The sequence below is a fragment of the Azospirillum sp. B510 genome, assembly GCF_000010725.1.
GTDB lineage: Bacteria > Pseudomonadota > Alphaproteobacteria > Azospirillales > Azospirillaceae > Azospirillum > Azospirillum lipoferum_B.
The window spans coordinates 356,944-374,129 of sequence record NC_013854.1 but is presented as its reverse complement, the minus strand read 5'-3'; the positions used below and the strand labels follow the sequence as shown (position 1 = coordinate 374,129).

Annotated in this window: 20 protein-coding genes; 14 read left to right on the top strand and 6 right to left on the bottom strand. The window is 67.9% G+C overall.

What is annotated here, in order from left to right; genetic code table 11:
• Nucleotides 1-116: 116 nt before the first annotated feature.
• The 4 genes from pyrF (at nt 117) to upp (ending at nt 3,259) form a co-directional block, all read left to right on the top strand.
• A complete protein-coding gene (gene pyrF, locus AZL_RS01730) occupies nt 117-842 on the top strand; it encodes an orotidine-5'-phosphate decarboxylase (protein ID WP_042442339.1) in 726 nt (241 codons plus the stop codon).
• A complete protein-coding gene (locus AZL_RS01725; protein WP_012972951.1) occupies nt 839-1,483 on the top strand; it encodes a phosphoribosylanthranilate isomerase in 645 nt (214 codons plus the stop codon). The genes pyrF and AZL_RS01725 overlap by 4 nt, the downstream gene beginning before the upstream one ends.
• 114 nt (nt 1,484-1,597) lie before the next feature.
• Nucleotides 1,598-2,506, top strand: coding sequence for a diguanylate cyclase (locus AZL_RS01720; RefSeq protein WP_012972950.1), 909 nt, complete (start codon nt 1,598-1,600; stop codon nt 2,504-2,506).
• Between the two features lie 102 nt (nt 2,507-2,608).
• Nucleotides 2,609-3,259 carry a uracil phosphoribosyltransferase gene (upp, locus tag AZL_RS01715; protein ID WP_012972949.1) on the top strand — a complete coding sequence of 217 codons (651 nt, stop codon included), beginning with the start codon at nt 2,609-2,611 and terminating at the stop codon, nt 3,257-3,259.
• A 90-nt stretch (nt 3,260-3,349) separates the two neighbouring features.
• Here the strand turns inward: upp and AZL_RS01710 are convergent, their stop codons facing one another.
• Nucleotides 3,350-4,462 (bottom strand): DUF2235 domain-containing protein, encoded by a 1,113-nt coding sequence (locus tag AZL_RS01710; protein ID WP_012972948.1) that lies wholly within the window; start codon nt 4,460-4,462, stop codon nt 3,350-3,352.
• Nucleotides 4,463-4,819: 357 nt separating this feature from the next.
• On the opposite strand from AZL_RS01710, the gene hemA reads away from it, so the two are divergent.
• The 3 genes from hemA to AZL_RS01695 all read left to right on the top strand — a co-directional run bounded on the left by hemA (nt 4,820) and on the right by AZL_RS01695 (nt 7,682).
• The gene (gene hemA / locus AZL_RS01705) at nt 4,820-6,034 is read left to right on the top strand and encodes a 5-aminolevulinate synthase (RefSeq protein ID WP_012972947.1); all 1,215 of its coding nucleotides are present in this window, start codon (nt 4,820-4,822) and stop codon (nt 6,032-6,034) included.
• 200 nt (nt 6,035-6,234) lie between these two features.
• Nucleotides 6,235-6,780 carry a hypothetical protein gene (locus AZL_RS01700; RefSeq protein ID WP_012972946.1) on the top strand — a complete coding sequence of 182 codons (546 nt, stop codon included), beginning with the start codon at nt 6,235-6,237 and terminating at the stop codon, nt 6,778-6,780.
• A gap of 125 nt (nt 6,781-6,905) precedes the next feature.
• Nucleotides 6,906-7,682: an Hpt domain-containing protein gene (locus AZL_RS01695; RefSeq protein ID WP_012972945.1), complete on the top strand. Its 777-nt coding sequence runs from the start codon at nt 6,906-6,908 to the stop codon at nt 7,680-7,682.
• Nucleotides 7,683-7,762: 80 nt separating this feature from the next.
• Here the strand turns inward: AZL_RS01695 and AZL_RS01690 are convergent, their stop codons facing one another.
• Both AZL_RS01690 and AZL_RS01685 read right to left on the bottom strand, forming a co-directional pair.
• A complete protein-coding gene (locus tag AZL_RS01690) occupies nt 7,763-8,542 on the bottom strand; it encodes a 3-hydroxybutyrate dehydrogenase (protein ID WP_012972944.1) in 780 nt (259 codons plus the stop codon).
• A gap of 63 nt (nt 8,543-8,605) precedes the next feature.
• Nucleotides 8,606-9,769, bottom strand: coding sequence for a patatin-like phospholipase family protein (locus tag AZL_RS01685; RefSeq protein ID WP_042442336.1), 1,164 nt, complete (start codon nt 9,767-9,769; stop codon nt 8,606-8,608).
• Between the two features lie 333 nt (nt 9,770-10,102).
• Here AZL_RS01685 and AZL_RS36190 point away from each other — a divergent pair, with 333 nt between their 5' ends.
• Nucleotides 10,103-10,279 carry a hypothetical protein gene (locus AZL_RS36190; protein ID WP_158305954.1) on the top strand — a complete coding sequence of 59 codons (177 nt, stop codon included), beginning with the start codon at nt 10,103-10,105 and terminating at the stop codon, nt 10,277-10,279.
• Here AZL_RS36190 and AZL_RS01680 read toward each other — a convergent pair.
• On the bottom strand, nt 10,251-11,195 hold the full coding sequence (locus tag AZL_RS01680; protein ID WP_012972941.1) for a LysR family transcriptional regulator: 945 nt from the start codon (nt 11,193-11,195) through the stop codon (nt 10,251-10,253). The genes AZL_RS36190 and AZL_RS01680 overlap by 29 nt on opposite strands.
• A 46-nt stretch (nt 11,196-11,241) precedes the next feature.
• Here AZL_RS01680 and AZL_RS36495 point away from each other — a divergent pair, with 46 nt between their 5' ends.
• The 4 genes from AZL_RS36495 to thrH all read left to right on the top strand — a co-directional run bounded on the left by AZL_RS36495 (nt 11,242) and on the right by thrH (nt 12,967).
• Nucleotides 11,242-11,505 (top strand): hypothetical protein, encoded by a 264-nt coding sequence (locus AZL_RS36495; RefSeq protein WP_162470989.1) that lies wholly within the window; start codon nt 11,242-11,244, stop codon nt 11,503-11,505.
• A 31-nt stretch (nt 11,506-11,536) separates the two neighbouring features.
• Entirely contained in the window at nt 11,537-11,602 is a 66-nt protein-coding gene (locus AZL_RS36555; protein WP_086935380.1) for a hypothetical protein, read from the top strand.
• 67 nt (nt 11,603-11,669) lie between these two features.
• Nucleotides 11,670-12,323 carry a LysE family translocator gene (locus tag AZL_RS01675; RefSeq protein WP_012972940.1) on the top strand — a complete coding sequence of 218 codons (654 nt, stop codon included), beginning with the start codon at nt 11,670-11,672 and terminating at the stop codon, nt 12,321-12,323.
• Complete coding sequence (gene thrH, locus AZL_RS01670) at nt 12,320-12,967, top strand: bifunctional phosphoserine phosphatase/homoserine phosphotransferase ThrH (RefSeq protein ID WP_012972939.1); 648 nt, start codon at nt 12,320-12,322, stop codon at nt 12,965-12,967. The genes AZL_RS01675 and thrH overlap by 4 nt, the downstream gene beginning before the upstream one ends.
• Nucleotides 12,968-12,994: 27 nt before the next feature.
• Here thrH and AZL_RS01665 read toward each other — a convergent pair whose 3' ends face one another.
• Nucleotides 12,995-14,596, bottom strand: a complete 1,602-nt coding sequence (locus tag AZL_RS01665) for a cisplatin damage response ATP-dependent DNA ligase (RefSeq protein WP_012972938.1) — start codon at nt 14,594-14,596, stop codon at nt 12,995-12,997.
• Nucleotides 14,593-15,669: a ligase-associated DNA damage response exonuclease gene (locus AZL_RS01660; RefSeq protein ID WP_012972937.1), complete on the bottom strand. Its 1,077-nt coding sequence runs from the start codon at nt 15,667-15,669 to the stop codon at nt 14,593-14,595. Before AZL_RS01660 ends, AZL_RS01665 begins: the two co-directional genes overlap by 4 nt.
• Before the next feature lie 40 nt (nt 15,670-15,709).
• Between AZL_RS01660 and AZL_RS01655 the strand changes: the two genes are divergently transcribed.
• Together AZL_RS01655 and AZL_RS01650 are read left to right on the top strand one after the other, a co-directional pair.
• Entirely contained in the window at nt 15,710-16,624 is a 915-nt protein-coding gene (locus AZL_RS01655) for a pseudouridine-5'-phosphate glycosidase (protein WP_012972936.1), read from the top strand.
• Nucleotides 16,625-16,762: 138 nt separating this feature from the next.
• Entirely contained in the window at nt 16,763-17,179 is a 417-nt protein-coding gene (locus AZL_RS01650) for a hypothetical protein (protein WP_012972935.1), read from the top strand.
• The last annotated feature ends 7 nt before the right edge of the window (nt 17,180-17,186 follow it).

Here is a 17,186-nt window from a genome sequence, read left to right as displayed (position 1 = left end):
CCGGCGCCGGCTTTACGTCAGGCGATCGGCGTCACGCTTCAAATCGATTCCGCTTTCGCGCGATCCGATCTAGGGTGCCGGACCATCCTCATCCGGGTTCTGGAGACCGCCTTCCCATGACCGCGCCAGCCTCGCGCCTCTATTGCTCCATCGACACCACCGAGATCGACGCCGCCCGCCGCATCGCCGGGCAGGTGGCCGGGGCCGTCGGCGGCATCAAGCTGGGGCTGGAATTCTTCATCGCCCAGGGCCCGGCCGGCGTCCGCGCCGTGGTGGGCGAGGATGGCCCGCCGCTGTTCCTCGACCTCAAGCTGCACGACATCCCCAACACGGTGGCCGGCGGCGTGCGCGCGGCGCTGCCGCTGAAGCCGGCCTTCATGACCATCCACAGCTCCGGCGGGCCGGCGATGATGCGCGCGGCGGCGGAAACGGCGGCGACATCCGGGGCCGACCGGCCGAAGATCCTGGCCGTCACCGTGCTGACCAGCCTGGACGAGGGCGATCTGGCGGCGGTCGGCCAGTCGCAGCCGGTGGCCGAGCAGGTGGTGCGGCTGGCGAAACTGGCCAAGGCGTCGGGGGTGGACGGCATCGTCTGCTCGCCGGCCGAGGTGGCGCTGGTGCGCGCCGCCTGCGGTCCCGACTTCATCCTGATGGTGCCCGGCATCCGCCCGGCCTGGGCCGCCACCAACGACCAGAAGCGCTTCATGACCCCGGCGGAGGCGCTGGCCGCCGGCGCCGACCATCTGGTCATCGGCCGCCCGATCACCGCCGAACCCGATCCGGCCGCCGCCGCCCGCCGCATCGCCGCCGAGATTGACGCCAGCTCCCGAGGGGCCGCATGAGCGTCGCCGCCAAGATCTGCGGGCTGGGCGAGCCGGAAAGCCTGCGCGCCGCCGTCGCCGGCGGGGCGCGCTATGTCGGCTTCGTCTTCTATCCGCGCAGCCCGCGCGCCATCGCCCCGCCGATGGCGGCGGAACTGGCGCGGCTGCTGCCGACCGGCGTGCGCTCCGTCGGGCTGTTCGTCGATCCCGACGACGAGTTCCTGGAGCATGTCACCGGGCAGGTGCCGCTCGACCTGATCCAGCTGCATGGCGGCGAGACCCCGCGCCGCATCGCCGAGATCAAGGCCCGCTACGCCCTGCCGGTGATGAAGGCGGTGAAGATCGGCGGGCCGGAGGATCTGGCCGCGGCGATGGCGGCGGCGGAGGTCGCCGACCGGCTGCTGTTCGACGCCAAGCCGCCGGCCAAGGTGTCGGCGCTGCCCGGCGGCAACGGCATCGCCTTCGACTGGACGATCCTGGCCGGGCGGCGCTGGCCGCGCCCCTGGATGCTGTCCGGCGGCCTGACGGCGGACAATGTCGCCGAGGCGGTGCGGATCACCGGCGCCGCCGAGGTCGACGTGTCGTCGGGCGTCGAGGATCGCCCCGGCCACAAGGATCCGGCGCTGGTGAGCGCCTTCCTGACGGCGGTGGCGGCACTGTAGACCTCCTTGTCGCGATGTAGACCTCCTTGTCGCGATCGCGCCCTGTTTTAGACGAATGCTTCGGCTTATCTTGATCGCATGGCGGAACCCTGCGCCGTCGGGTAGGATGCGCCAATGAGCGATTCGACCACTCCCTCCACGACCGAGGCGCTCGGCGCCGTGCTCGACGAGCATCTGCGCTGGATCGGCCAGTGGCAGCGCGCCGTCTTCTACCGCGACGGCCGCGGCGGCGAATGGGCGTCGGCGCCGGCGTCCTTCGCCGCCTGGTGCCAGGCCGCCAGCCGCGACGACGTGCTGCAACAGCCGGCGGTGCAGAAGCTGGTCACCCTGCATGAGCAGATGCACCGGCAGGCCCGGCTGATCCTGTTGAAGGCGTCCGGCGGCGAGCTGCCGACCGAGTCCGAATTCGAGGGGGTGATCGGCCGCTTCGAGGAGTTCATGCTGCATCTGCGCCGGATGGAGCGCGCCTTCGCCGCCGCCGCGTCCGGGCTGGATCCGCTGACCGGCCTGCGCACGCGGCGCGGGATGGGCGAGGCGCTGGAGCGCGAGCACAACCGCTACCGCCGCACCGGCCAGCCCTTCTGCGTCGCGCTGTGCGACATCGACAAGTTCAAGGGCATCAACGACAGCTATGGCCACGACATCGGCGACCGGGTGCTGGCCGCCACCGCCGCCGTCATCAGCCGCGGCGTCCGCAGCTTCGACGAGGCCTTCCGCATGGGCGGCGAGGAGTTCCTGGTCTGCCTGAAGGAGACCGGGCTGGACGAGGGCCATGCGGTGATCGAGCGGCTGCGCGTCGATCTGATGCGCTCGCCGGTGGTGTTGCCGGACGGGCGGATGATTCCGGTCACCGCGTCGTTCGGGCTGGTGGAGGCGGTGGCCGACCTGACCGTCGAGGATCTGGTGGTCTGCGCCGACCGCGCGCTCTATCAGGCCAAGAATTCCGGCCGCAACCGCGTGATCCGCTACGGCATCGACCGTCCGGACCCGAAGCAGGTGGTAGCGAAGGTGGCGCGGGGGTAGGACACCGCGGCCGCCGGTCCGGGTTCCTTGGACCCTTGGCCCCGCCCCCCCGGGCGCGCTAGGATCGGGTCCAACCCAACCGTCAGCCGTGATCCGGATTCCATGCGCACCCTGCCTGAATTTCCCAACCTGTTCATCCTCGACCATCCGCTGATCCAGCATAAGCTGACCCACATGCGGAACAAGGAGCGGTCGACCGGCGGGTTCCGCACGCTTCTGCGCGAGATCTCGCTGCTGATGGGCTATGAGCTGACGCGCGACATCCCGTTGACCACCGAGCGCATCGAGACGCCGCTGCAACCGATGGACGCGCCGGTGATCCTGGGCAAGAAACTGGCGGTGGTGCCGGTGCTGCGCGCCGGGCTCGGCATGTCGGCCGGACTGCTGGAGCTGGTGCCGTCGGCGCGCGAGGGGCACATCGGCCTCTACCGCGACCATGACACCAAGCAGCCGCACGAGTATCTGGTGAAGCTGCCGCCGGCCGAAGGGCGGCTGTTCATCGTCGTCGACCCGATGCTGGCGACCGGCAATTCCGCCGCCCATGCCTGCGACGTGCTGAACCGCCATGGGGTGGACGACCACAACATCCGCTTCATGGCGCTCGTCGCGGCACCCGAGGGCGTGCGCCGCTTCCACGAGGCGCACCCGGATGTGAAGGTCTTCACCGCGGCGCTGGACAGCCACCTGAACGAGGACGCCTACATCGTCCCCGGCCTGGGCGACGCCGGCGACCGCATGTTCGGCACCAAGTAAGGGTTGCCAGGCAAGCATTGCCGGGACCGACATGGAACGGGGCGGATGCCGGAGGACGGCTCCGCCCCGTTTCGCGTCGGGCCCCCGCCGTCAGCCGGCGGCGGCCGGAGCCGGCTGCGGCGCGGGCGCCGCGCCGAACTGCACCAGCGCCTTGCGGTAGCCGATGTTGGGCGGCGCATAGCCGGGGTCGGCGGCGGCGCGGCGCGGCACCGAGTCGTGCAGGTTCTCCTCGCTGAAGGGCAGGACGCAGACCGGCCGGTAATGGCGCGGCTCCACCAGCTCGCCGACCCCGTCGAGGAAGCGGGCGTAGGAATCGACGATAACGCCCAGCGCGTTGCCGGGCGTCACGTCCGGCACCCAGATCGGGTCGATGGCCAGCCCGCAGGCCATGGCGTGGTCCATCATCCATTTCAGCGTGATGTCCGACAGCCTGTCGTCGTCATAGCCGCCGCCGACGTTGGAATGGCAGCCGGCGAACCAGCGCTGCTCCATCCGCTGCGCCGGCTTTTCCCGCGGATCCCACAGGTTGGCGGCGAAGGGCTTGCGATGCTCGTCGATCGCCAGCGCCTGGAAGGCGTTGCGCACCAGGCTGGTGAGCGCGGTGTCGTGGAAGCCGTAAAGCTCCTCGTCAAGATGCTCGAAAAGGCCGAGCGGCACCCCCAGCGCCCCCACCGTGTCCCAGACGCCGAGGAAATGGATGGGGATCAGCGCCGAGCCATGGGTGGCGCGGAACTGTTTCGCCTCCTCGACATCCGGGCCCTCGTCGCGCTTGCGGTAAAGGGCATAGGCGGCATCGGTCTGATCCAGCCTGTCCGCCGGCAGCAGGCCGGCATTGCGGATCAGCCCGACGAGGCTGCGGGCGGTGTAGGCGCCGCGCGAGAAGCCCAGGATGAAGACATGGTCGCCATCCCTGTAGTTCGCGGCGAGGAAGCGGTAGCCGTCCTTGATCTTCTTGTCGATCCCCAGGCCGAAGGCGCCGCCGAAGACCTTGTCGAACCAGTCATGGAGGAAGCCGCCCTTCTCGTCGGTGCCGACGCCGGAATCATAGAAGGGGAGCTGCGCCGTGCCGTCGGGGGCGTTCTCGAGAATCGATTTGTAGAATTTCCAGACGTTGGTCGACGCCTCGTTGTCCTGATCGGGCCGGTTGCCGCTGCCCGGCTTGTTCCAGGTTCCATCGAAACACAGGACGATCCGCTTCGCCATCTTGGCCCTCCCCGCCGACTCTCCGCGCGCAGGAGATGATGACAATGAGAATTTTCCCCTTTCAACAGATCAATTGAGACAAATCGCAACCAGGGAGGATTCCCGCCATCGATTCCACGACCGGAGTCGCGGTTTGGGCGGGTGGCGGGCGGGATGCCGGCATGCGCCGTCCGCGGGACAGGGCAGCCCGCCACTTGTGCGAAGGTCCCATGCGGCGGCGGCTTGATTTCGATCAATGCCGGTTGGCATGTCGGCAATGATCATGCCATCCTCTTCGATGCGCCAAACGGATAGGTTCCGCCTCTGGCTTCGACCGGTGCAGCGACCCTTGTGGACGAACGCGAACGGAAACGCGCGATGGATTACGAGACTTTCTTCCGCAACCAGATTGCGACCCTGAAGCAGGACGGCCGCTACCGGGTGTTCGCCAATCTGGAACGCCATGCGGGCAATTTCCCGACGGCGACCTTCCGCGATTCCCAAGGGCGCGAGCGTCCGGTCACGGTCTGGTGTTCCAACGACTATCTCGGCATGGGCCAGCACCCGGACGTGCTGAAGGCGATGCACGACGCGCTGGACGGGGTCGGTGCCGGCGCCGGCGGCACCCGCAACATCTCCGGCAACAACCATTACCATGTGCTGCTGGAACGCGAACTGGCCGACCTGCATCACAAGGAAGCGGCGCTGCTCTTCACCTCGGGCTACGTGTCGAACGACGCGACGCTGACGACGCTGGGCAAGATCCTGCCCAATTGCGTGATCCTGTCGGACGCGCTGAACCACAATTCGATGATCACCGGCATCCGCAACTCCGGCGCGGAGAAGCACATCTTCCGCCACAACGATCCCAAGCATCTGGACGAGCTGCTGTCGGGCATCGCCCCCGGCCGGCCCAAGGTGGTTGCGTTCGAGAGCGTCTATTCGATGGACGGCGACATCGCCCCCATCCATGATTTCTGCGACATCGCCGACAAGCATGGCGCCATGACCTATCTCGACGAGGTCCATGCCGTCGGCATGTATGGCGCCCGCGGCGCCGGCGTGGCCGAGCGCGACGGCGTCATGGACCGGTTGACCATCATCGAGGGCACGCTGGGCAAGGCCTTCGGCGTGCAGGGCGGCTACATCACCGGCTCCGGCGCGCTGATCGACTGCATCCGCAGCTTCGCCGCCGGCTTCATCTTTTCGACCTCGCTGTCGCCGGTGCTGGCGGCCGGGGCGCTCGCCTCCATCCGCCACCTGAAGCACAGCCAGACCGAACGGACCCAGCACCAGGAACGCGCCGCCACGCTGAAGCGGATGTTCGCCGATGCCGGCCTGCCGGTGATGCCGTCGGTCAGCCACATCGTGCCGCTGATGGTCGGCGACGCCCACCGCTGCAAGCGCGCCTCGGACGAGCTGCTGGAGCGTCACAGCATCTACGTCCAGCCGATCAACTACCCCACCGTCCCGCGCGGGGCGGAGCGGCTGCGCTTCACCCCGACCCCGCTGCACACCGACGCCCAGATGGGCATGCTGGTCGATGCGCTGCTGGATGTGTGGAGCCGGCTGGACCTGCGGCTCGCCGCCTGACGATAGCCTCGGGCGGGTCCGCCCGAGGCGGAACCGGAAACCCCCTTTGGCGGTACGGACATTTTGCCCTCTGGACAGACGGGGCGCGCATCCCTAATTTGGGGATAGCGTTGCGACCGGTTCGCAGTTTTTGTACTGCGGACCGGGCGTGGCCATGCCGCTCATTCCGTCTTTCCGGGGCATCGCCCAGGGGGTTCGCCATGTACCGTGACAACTCGCTGATGCCGAAGGAGGCTGTGCGCCTCGTCGTCCTGGGCACCCTGATCCAGGGCGGGCCGTTGCGCTATGCCGATCTGGCCGGTGCCGTGCGTCATTTCCTCGACCGCATCATGGGACCGTCGCTGGACCTGATGGGCACCTCGCTGGAGATGCTGCGCTACGAAGGGCTGATCGAGGCGCTCGACGGCAGCGGCATGGAGGACAACGCCCTGCTCGGGCCGACCGACTCCGGCCGGGCGGAGTTCGACACGCTGATGCGCGCCAATGTCCGCGCACCGTCGGCCGACGGGCTGAACAAGCTGGTGATCGGGCTGAAGCTGCGCTTCCTGCATCTGCTCGACATCGAGTCGCAGCGCGACCAGATCGACAATCTCGTCGCCCTTTGCGAGACCGAACTGGCCCGGCTGGGCGACCTGAAGCGGGCGGATGTCGGCAGCGACGGCCATTTCGCCTCCTGGCTGGACCAGGACATCGCCCAGGCCGAGGATCGTCTGGCCTGGTTCCAGGGGCTGCTCGCCCGGCTTTGACCCCGGCTGCGCAGGAAAGCCTTAACGGCGGCGCGTCCTTTTTCATAGGGGCGCGCCGCGACTGTTTCGGCACGTGGATTTGCTGTACATTCGGAGTACCCCTTTCCCCAGCCGGAAACCGCTCCATGGCCTCGTACCTGTCGACCGACGATCTCGAAGACCGCCTGCGCATGGAGTTCGTCGACGACGCGCGCGATCGGCTGGAGATGATGAACGTCACGCTCGCCGATCGCGTGAAGGGCCTGCGCAACGATGCCGAGACCATCGGCGTCCTGCGGCTGGCCGCCAATAATTTCAGGGGCATGGGCACCAGCTTCGGCTATCCCACCGTCAGCCTGGTCGCCCACCGTCTGGAGGATTACCTCAGCGGCCTGAAGCGGCTGGACGAGAAGCAGCTGATCGACGCCCAGATCTTCATCGACCGCATCGCCGAGCTGGTCGACCGCGCCGAGCAGCCGCTGCTGGCCGAGACCAACCGGATCATCCGCGCCCTGCCGGTGCGCTACGAGTTCCAGGTCACCGACGTCGAGGTCCACAACGTCGAGATCATGCTGGTCACCCCGTCCAAGGTGGTCGCCAAGAAGCTGGGCGGGGAACTGGCGGCCTGCGGCTTCCGCACCATGACGGTGACCGACCCCATCGAGTCGATCAGCCTCGCGGTGCGTGTGCCGCCGGACATGGTCATCGCCTCGATGGTGATGGACGGGCTGTCGGGTCTCGACCTGATCCGCGGGCTGCGCGCCATGAGCGTGACCCACCATGTGCCGATGGCGCTGCTGACCTCGCTGAACCTCGACCATCCGTCGTTGCAGGAAATCCCCCAGGGCGTCTCCGTCATCCGCGTCGGCGAGCATTTCGGCGATGATTTCGCCGCCGTGGTGGCCAAGCACAATCTGGGCTGAGCCAAGGCCGGAAAAGCGGAAAAGGCGCTGGGCCGATGGCGACCCGGCGCCTTTTCCGTTCCGGCGGCTTTCGATGCCGCCTATTGCATGAACCAGCCGTGGCTGACCACCAGGGACTGGCCGGTCAGCGCGTTGGAGCCGAAGGACGCGAAGAACAGCGCGGCCTCGGCGACGTCCTCGACCGTCGTGAACTCGCCGTCGACGGTCTCCTTCAACATGACCGTCTTCACCACCGCCTCTTCGGAGATGCCGAGTTCCTTGGCCTGCTCCGGGATCTGCTTTTCGACCAGCGGGGTGCGGACGAAGCCGGGACAGATGACGTTGGCGCGCACGCCATGCGCCGCCCCCTCCTTGGCGACCACCTTGGCGAGGCCGATCAGCCCGTGCTTGGCGGTGACGTAGGGCGCCTTCAGCGCCGACGCCTCCTTGGAATGCACCGATCCCATATAGATGATGCTGCCGCCTCCCTGCGCGTACATGGTCCGCAGGGCGGCGCGCGTGGTCAGGAAGGCGCCGTCCAGATGGATGGACAGAAGCTGCCTCCACTTGGCGAATTCGAACTGCTCGACCGGCGCCACGGTCTGGATGCCGGCATTGCTGACCAATATGTCGATCCGGCCGAAGGCGGCGACGGCGCGGGCCATGCCGGCATCGACCTGGGCCTCGTCGGTCACATTCATGGCGACGCCGAGCGCCCGTTTCCCGGTGGGGTCGAGGCTGGCGGCGGCCGCGTCGGCGCCGGCCTGGTTGAGGTCGGCGATGACGACCAGCGCGCCCTCGCGGGCGAAGGTCCGGGCGATCTCCAGACCGATCCCGCTCGCCGCACCGGTGATGACGGCGACTTTGTCCTGCAAACGCATGGGTCGGCTCCTTATCGGTTGCGATGTCGGTTGGGGTGGCTGTTGTCGGTGATGCCGCAGGGGTCAGGACGGCCGGGCGTCGTCGCGCCGCACATCATGGGTGACGGGACCGTCCAGCCGCGACGGCACCGCCAGCCAGTCCGGATGGGCGAGCGTGGCCAGCGTGTCGTTGAGACCGGTCTGCCAATGCTCCCGCATGCCGGCGTTGGAGAATTCGTAATCCTTGCTGTCGCGCTCGTAGCTTTTGCGGCGGTAGATCAGGTGGATGATGTTGATCGCCGCCCCGCAGGCGGCCTGCCGCAGGGCCCTCGCCTCCGGCGTGTCGCTGAGATGGTCGGGCAGTCGGTCGAGCAGGGTGACCAGCTGGTTGCGCAGGGTCTGCTCGTAGGTCGCCTTGTCGGTGTTGAAGCGGGTGCGGCTGGAATAGGTGATGTCCTTCTGGCGCTCCAGCACCTCCGACATGCCGCGCGGCACCTGTCCGCTGGCGCTCCACAGATCGACCTGGAAAACCAGCGTGTCCCGGCGCGGCTGATCCTCCAGCACATGGTCGAGCGGCGTGTTGGAGACCAGCCCGCCGTCCCAGTAGAACTCGCCGTCGATCTCGACCGGGGCGAAGCCGGGCGGCAGGGCGCCGCTCGCCATCACATGCTCGGGTCCGATCCGGTGGGTCTCGGTGTCGAAATAGATCGAATTGCCGGTCCGCACATTGACCGCCCCCAGCGACAGCCGGATGTCGCCGCGGTTGATCCGCTCGAAATCGATCAGATCCTCCAGCGTCCGCTTCAGCGGCCCGGTGTCATAGACGCTGGTCGGCCCGGCATAGGGACCGGCCGCCGCCCATTCCACCGGCGGCCGCGGGCGGAAGAAGCCGGGCTGGCCGGACAGCGCCGTCCGCCAGGCGCTCCACTGGTTGAGGATGGCGATCGACGGGCCGTCGGGATCGAGCTGCCGCCACAACGCCTCCGCATGTTCCCAGGGCGAGGGCGGGGCGACGCGGGTCCAGAATTCGGTCAGGGCGGCGCAGCGCCGGTCCGGCGGATTGCCGGCGATCAGCGCCGCGTTGATGGCGCCGATCGACACGCCGGCCACCCAGGTCGGATGGATGTCGTGCTGGAACAGCCCTTCGACGACGCCGGCCTGATAGGCGCCGAGCGCGCCGCCGCCCTGTAGGACGAGAGCCACCCGGTCATAGGGGGCGATGAGATCAGCGAAGGATCCGTCACGCATCGGTGTCTTTCCCAACCAATCAATGGATTGGAGATGGTTCGCCTCGGTCGGCAGGCCTGATATGGGAGTGGAATTGACTGCCGCCACGCGGAAACACCGCTGGATAATGGCCGGTTCCTCATGGCAGCCATGCTGTTTTTCCTGTGGCATACCACGCTTTTTCGGACACGAGCCAAACGATTAACTATTTCTCATTGTATGGAAAGCCGCAGATCACAATCGGAACTTCCGCAACACTTGCGTCAAATACCCGAATTAACCTTTCGGTCGGATTTGCGTGCTGCAATCCCGTCGAGGTCCGCCTCGGGCCAGCCCTATCCTCTGGAGGACGCCATGTCCCGCCGCCTGCTTCCACTGGTCGCCCTGTTGCTGATGGGCGGTCCGCTGACCGGCTGCGGCGTCGTCACCGGGGTCGCCGGCGCCACCGCCAGCATGGCCGGCACCGCGGTGGATGTCGCCGGCAGCGTGGCCGAGACCTCCGTCACCGTGGTGACGGCGCCGCTGCGCTGAGGCCGCCCGCCACACCGTCGGCCAGAGTGTCATTCATCGCCTTGGACAGCCAGCCCACGAAACGGACGGCCCTTTCATCCTGTTCGATCGGACGTTCCGACAGGACGACGTAATGGGTGCCATCCGGCCAGAACCCGCAGAGGCTGCTCAGCCGGTTCGCGGCGATATCGCGGCGGACCATATGAAGTGATGCGAGCGCGATGCCCTGACCGGCCATGGCGGCCTCGATCGCCAGATAGAAATGCTCGTAGGTGATGTTCGAATCGCAGTCCACGGCAGGATGTTTCAGCCGCCGCCATGTCGTCCAGGCATCGGGACGTGTCCGGGTGTGAAGGGCTGGAAGTTTGAACCGTCCGGTTCCGGCATCGGCCGCCGTCAACATCCCGGCCTTGCAGACCGGCCCCATCACCTCGTCGCAGATGATCGTCGAATGGATGGAGCCATCGATGGCGAAGTCGTTCCGTCGGATGGCGAGATCGATATGGTCACGCCTGAAATCGATGCTCCCCCCCGCCGCGAGCACCCGCACCTCCATCCCGGTATCCTTCAAAAGGTCGCCGAGACTGGGAATGAGAAATTTCAGGCACAAGGTCGGCTCGCACGAGACGACGAGAGGCTGATCCGGACCCTTCCTGCGGAAGCCGACAAGTGTCTCCTCCAGCTCCGTGAAGATCATGCCCAACCTTTCCGCCAAAGACCGTCCCCGTTCGGTCAGGAACACCCCGCGATTGCGACGGAGGAACAGGTCCTCGCCAAGCTCCAGCTCAAGATTCTTGATCTGCTTGCTGACGGCGCCATGCGTGACATGCAGCTCCTCGGCGGCGCGGGTCAGGCTTCCGTGGCGAGCGGCCGATTCGAACACCCTCAAAGCGCCGAGCTGCGGCAGGCGTGTCCGGACATTGGGTCGATCACTCATCTTGTGACTTTTCCTCATGGAAACAGGTGAGATGAAGTCGATTTAAATGATCAGCACGATATGTTCCCATATTTACGCCAACCACAGAAGCGGCAACAAGACCAAACTGGGGAACAGAGATGCATACCAGCGCAATAACCGATATAATCAGCAAAAATCCGGCCATTTTTTATCTTCCACCCGCAGAAATACAGCCGATAAAGATATTCCTTTGCTCAAAGGCAAGCGGTTTTCCCGGGGCACCGGCATGTCAAGGCCCATCAATTCCGCATCGACGCCGTCGGTGACGGCGGCAAGCCGACGTCAATGACGAACGGGTTGCGCATGGCGTGACGCCGATCATGCGTCTCAACCCCAACGAACCCGGCCATCGCGACGTGCTGGTCCTCACCTTCCGCAGAAAGTGAAACGGGGAAACCCGGCCGTGCCGGCGATGTCGGGCGGCTGGGCGATCTCAACGTCCAGGAGGCATATATGGAGCAGGCCGTTCTCATTGTATCGATCGTATGGCTCGCCGTCCTCAGTCCCGGCGCCGACTTCGCGATGGTATCCCGCAACAGCTGCCTCTATGGCCGGCGGGCGGGACTGGCGGTCAGCGTGGGCATCGCGATGGCGTGCTGGTTCCACATCGCCTATGCGATCTTCGGCATCGCGATCATCCAGAAGGTCTTTCCCGAGGCGCTTGACGTCATCAAGCTGCTCGGTACGGCATATCTGATCTATATGGGGGCTTCGACGGCGCTCAGCCGTGTTGTCGCGACCGGGGCGATCGGAGCGGCCGGCGCCGCCGGGGAGTCGGCCGGTCACGCCGGAAGGTCGGGTGCCAGGGGGATTTTCACCGGCGTGCTGACCAACGGGCTCAACCCGAAGACCTCCATCTTCGTGATCAGCCTCTACAGCCAGGTCATCGGCCGCGAGACACCGGTCTCCCAGCAGTTCGCCTGGGGCCTGTTCATCTCGTTGTCGCATTTCCTGTGGTTCTCCCTCGTGTCCATCTGGCTGTCCCGGCCCGAGGTCCGCGCCTTCGTCATGCGGCGGCAGCGTATCTTCAACGTCGCGATCGGTGCGATCCTCACGACCTTCGGCATCCTGCTTCTGGCCTTCGAACAGGGCGGGAGCATCGGATGACGACCCCCGTCCCCTCCACCGCCTTCGTGGATCTCGAAGGGGTGCTCGTTCCTGAAATGTGGCCCTTCCTCGCCGACCGCTTCGCTCTCCCCGCCCTGCGCGAGACGACGCGGGAGACGCCGGACTATGTCGCCCTCATGGACAAGCGGATCGCGGCTCTGCGGCAAGGCGGGATTGGCATCCAGCCGATCCTGACGGAGTTGCGCCGGCTCGCCCCGTTGCCGGGGGCGATCGATTTCGTGCGGGACCTCAAGCGACGGGGAACGGTGGTGCTGGTTTCCGATTCGTTCGGGCCGATGAACAGCGACCTTGTGGGCCGCTTCGATCTGGACCGGATCATCTGCCACCGCTTCCTGATCGACGGCGACGGGATGATCGCCGGCTGCGACCCGTGGAACGGCTTCAGGGGCAAACATCTCTGCTACGATCTGTTTCCACGCTCCGGGGGGTTCGCCTTCGCGGTCGGGGATGCGCTGAACGATGTGGAGATGTTGCGACGGGCGACGCGCGGGGTCCTGTTCCGTCCCTCCGCCAAGACCCGATCGTCGGCCCCGGACCTGTCCGTCGCCACGGAGTATGGCGAGCTGTTGGCCGCGTTCGACAGCTCTTACCGGCGGCATCAGGGCGGCGGGCAGGAAGGCTGAAGGTCCCCCTGCCCCGTCCCCCCGCCTCTACCCCGCCACCAGCGCCGCCAGCGTCTCCAGCCGGTCGGCCTCGGTGGCCGGCTTGTCCCAGCGGATGCGGTGGATGCGGGGAAAGCGCATGGCAAGCCCGCTCTTGTGCCGGGTGGAGGGATGGACGCTGTCGAAGGCGACCTCCAGCACCAGCCCGGCCTCCACCTCGCGCACCGGGCCGTAGCGGCGGGTGGTATGAGTGCGCACCCAGCGGTCCAGCTCGATCAGCTCGGCGTCGGTGAAGCCGGAATAGGCCTTGCCGACCGGCACCAGCTCCTCGCCGCGCCAGACGCCGAAGGTGTAGTCGGAATAATAGCTCGACCGCTTCCCGTGGCCGCGCTGGGCGTACATCATCACGGTGTCGAGCGTCAGCGCCCCGCGCTTCCACTTGAACCACGGCCCCTTGGGCCGCCCGGCCAGATAGGCGCTGTCGCGGCGCTTCAGCATCAGCCCCTCGATGCCGTTCTCCCGCGCGCCCTCGCGCAAGCCCGCCAGCTCGTCCCAGCCGGCGAAGGGCACCAGCGGCGACAGATCCATCCGCCGTGGCCGCACCGTCTCGAACCAGCGTTCCAGCCGGGCGCGGCGCTCGACGAAGGACAGGCCGCGCAGATCCTCCTCGCCGTCGAACAGGATGTCGTAGAGCCGGACCCAGGCCGGCCCGTCGCGCAGCATCCGCGCCGTCACGCTCTTGCGGTTGAGGCGCTGCTGCAAGTCGTTGAAGGGGGCCACCACCCCGTCGCGCGCCACCAGCAGCTCACCGTCGAGCACGGCGTCGAAGCTCATGTGATCGACGATGTCGGGAAAGGCGCCCGACACGTCGTCGCCGGTGCGGCTGTAGAGCCGCCGTTCGCCACCGCGCGCCACCAGCTGCACGCGGATGCCGTCCCATTTCCATTCCGCGGCATAGGCGGCGGGGTCGAGTCCCGCGCGGTCCTCCTCCTCCAGCGGGTGGGACAGCATCATCGGGCGGAAACCGGCGCCGGCCCCGGTCGCCGGACGCTCGGCCCGCCCCTCCAGCCAGGCGAACAGCTCGGGATAGGGGGCGGTCAGCCCGTGCCAGACCTCCTCGACGTCATCGACGCCGACCTCCGGCCGCGCCGCCCTGCCCCATTCCGCCAGCGCCGTCTTGGCGAGCCGCGCCGACACGCCGATGCGCAGCGCCCCGGTGATCAGCTTCAGCAGGGCGAAGCGCCCCGACGGATCGAGCGTGTCGAGCCACCCCTCCACCAGCCCCATCACCTGCCCGCGCCTGGCCGCCCGCAAGCCCTCGACCACCTCGTCCAGGCCGGGGGATGGGCCGGGCGGCGGGCTGTTGGCAGGGTTGGGCCGTTCCGGCCAGATCAGCGCCACCGTCTCGGCCAGATCGCCGACATAATCATAGGACAGCGCCAGCAGCACCGGATCGACCCGCGCCGCCGCCAACTCGCGGATGGCGGCCGGCTTGGCCTCGCGGAAGCTCAGGGCGCCGGTCAGCGCCGCCAGCGCCCAGCCGCGCTCCGGGTCCGGCGCGCTGGCGAAATGATCGACCAGCAGACGGATCTTGCCGCTGCGCGACGGCATGAAGACCAGCGCGTCGATCAGCGCGGCGAAGCGGTTCACGACGCCTCTCCCCCGGCGGCCCCAGCCGGAAGCCCGTCCGCATCCTCGTCCTCGAAGCCGATCAGCGCCAGGGCGCGGGCATGGATGCCGCGGCTGGTGGCGTGATGGACCAGCGCCTCCTCCCGGCCATGGGTGACCCAGACCTCCGGCGCGCCGACATCCTCCAGCGTCCGGCACAGCTCGTCCCAGTCGGCGTGGTCGGAGATGATCAGCGGCAGCTCCACCCCGCGCTGGCGGGCGCGCTGGCGCACCCGCATCCAGCCGGACGCCATCGCCACCACCGGATCGGCCAGCCGCCGCGCCCAGCGGTCGGCCACCGCCGCCGGCGGGGCCAGCACCAGGGCGCCCTTCAACGCCTCCTTCGCCGCCGCCGTCGCCGGCCGCAACTCCCCCAGCGCGACGCCGAACTCGCGGTAGAGCCGGCAAAGCGGCTCCAGCGCGCCATGCAGCCAGATCGGCCGATCATAGCCCGCCGCCCGCAGCAGCGTGATCAGCCGCTGGCATTTGCCCAGCGCATAGACGCCGACGACATGGCTGCGCTCCGGGAACAGCGCCATCGAACGCAGCAGCTTCCCCACCTCCTCCAGATCGGGGGGATGGCGGAACACCGGCAGGCCGAAGGTCGCCTCGGTGACGAAGACGTCGCAGGGCACCGGCTCGAAGGCGGCGCAGGTCCGGTCGAACCGCCGCTTGTAGTCGCCCGACACCACGACGCGCCACCCGCCATGCTCCAGCACCACCTGGGCGCTGCCCAGCACATGGCCGGCGGGGACCAGCCGGACCCGGACCTCGCCGATCCTCAGCCCCTCGCCATACTCCAGCGGTTGCAGGCCGCCGCCCGCCGCCTCGCCCATCCGCTGGCGCATGATGGCGAGCGTGCCCGGTGTCGCCAGCACATGGCGGTTGCCGGGCCGGGCATGGTCGGAATGGCCATGGGTGACGATGGCGCGCTCCACCGGGCGCACCGGGTCGATGAAGAAGCCGCCGGGCTCGACATAAAGTCCCTCCGGCAGGACCTTGATCCACCTGTCGGGATGGGGACGGTCGGGTTTGGATTGGAGTGCGGCGGACATGGGTCCTAATATAGGGCGCCACCCAGCGGAGACACAGCGCATGAACCCGATCCTGCTGCCGACACCCGAGATCGCCGACGCGCTGGCCGCCGGACGCCCGGTGGTGGCGCTGGAATCGACGGTGATCTCCCACGGCATGCCCCATCCGCGCAATCTGGAGACCGCCCGCGCGCTGGAGGCGGAGGTGCGGGCCGCCGGCGCCGTCCCCGCCACCATCGCGGTGATGGATGGGCGCATCCGCGTCGGGCTGGACGACGAGGCGCTGGAGCGGCTGGCGACCGCCGGCGCCAAGGCGCGCAAGCTGAGCCGGCGCGACCTGCCCATCGCCCTCGCCACCGGGGCGCTCGGCGCCACCACCGTGGCGGCGACGATGATCGGCGCGCGGCTGGCCGGAATAGCGGTCTTCGCCACCGGCGGCATCGGCGGCGTCCATCGCGGGGCGGAGACCAGCTTCGACATCTCGGCCGACCTCGACGAGCTGGCGCGGACCTCGGTCTGCGTCGTCTGCGCCGGGGCCAAATCGATTCTCGACCTGCCCAAGACGCTGGAGGTGCTGGAGACGCGCGGCGTGCCGGTCCTGGGATTCGGCACCGACGAATTTCCCGCCTTCTACAGCCGGCGCAGCGGCCTGCCCATCGATCAGCGCTGTGACGACGTGCGGCAGGTGGCGGACATCCTGCGGGCGAAATGGCGGCTTGGGCTGGAGGGCGGCGTCCTGCTGGCCAACCCGGTCCCCGCCGCCGACGCGCTGGACGCCGACCTCATGGAGGCCGCCGTCACCCAGGCGCTGGCCGACGCGGAGTCCAGGAAAATCAAGGGGAAGGACATCACCCCCCATCTGCTGGCGGCGCTGGAGCGCCTCACCGGCGGACGCAGCCTGACCGCCAACATCGCGCTGATCCGCAACAACGCGCGGATCGCGGCGGGAGTCGCCGCGGCTCTGGCCAGCCCCTGAGAACGCCTTCGAAATCATCCCAATCCGATCAGCTATGTCATACCGCATGGGTGGTAAGGCTTTAGCCCCGGTGCCGGCTTAAGGCCCCGTTAACCGCCGGCGCGCAAATCTTGGCCCATCACACGAGCGGAGGCTTTCATGCGCGCACCTGGCAGCACCTCGACCCTGGTTTCCCGGATGATTGCCATGGCCGGCCAAGGCGACGAGGCGCCAGGCGCCGCCGAGATGAAGGAGCCGGCTCACGTCAAGCGGATCGTCTGGGCCTCCCAGGCGGCCAAGCTGCGCGTGTCGCTGTCGGCCCGCAGCATCCACGAGATCGAAGTGGCCGTCACCGCCGACCTGGACAGCATGGAGCTGCCGGAAGTCTTCTTCACCTCGGTCGAGGTCGGCGGCCATGTCGTGACCTGCGACCTCGACGCCTCCGGCACCGCCTCGATCTTCGGCCTGATCGAGGCCGGCGAATATGACGATCTGGTGGAGGAGGCCGGCGACGACGCCCTGTTCGGCGTCGACTGGGACGGCGTCTACATCACCCCGGCCCGCACCCGGCACTGAGCCGGTC